The sequence below is a fragment of the Undibacterium sp. TJN19 genome, from assembly GCF_049339485.1.
In the GTDB taxonomy this organism is placed as follows: Bacteria; Pseudomonadota; Gammaproteobacteria; order Burkholderiales; family Burkholderiaceae_D; genus Undibacterium.
This window is the reverse complement of sequence record NZ_JBMPPL010000065.1, coordinates 1-455: the sequence shown is the minus strand read 5'-3', so window position 1 is coordinate 455 and position 455 is coordinate 1. Positions and strand designations below refer to the sequence as shown.

General features: G+C 61.5%; 1 protein-coding gene. It reads left to right on the top strand.

The window, feature by feature from the left end; genetic code table 11:
- On the top strand, positions 1-455 hold a 455-nt coding region (locus ACO0LH_RS28540; RefSeq protein WP_422944533.1), incomplete at both ends, for an AMP-binding protein.

Here is a 455-nt window from a genome sequence, read left to right as displayed (position 1 = left end):
GAAGCCATAGGCGAACTCGACTTCCTGAGCGACGCCGAACGCCAGCAGCAACTACAAGACTGGAACCCTGCGGCAAGAACAGATAGTCCCCAAAGACCCACCAGCACCCAGAGCGTCCACACCCTGTTCGCCAGACAAGCCCTGCACCAGCCCGACGCCATCGCCGTTGTCGATGGTGCCCACCAGATCAGCTATCGCGAACTCGACCGCCGTGCCAACCGCCTGGCCCACTACCTGATCGCCCAGGGCGTCGTTGCCGACAACTGCGTCGGTCTCTGCGTAGAACGCTCTGCCGACATGATCGTTGGCTTACTGGGCATCCTAAAAGCCGGTGCCGCCTACGTCCCGCTCGACCCCGCCTATCCGGCCAGCCGCCTCCAGCACATGATTGCCACCAGCGCCTGCAAACTGATACTGAGCGAACAACACCTGCTTGAAGAACTCAGCTTCCTCAG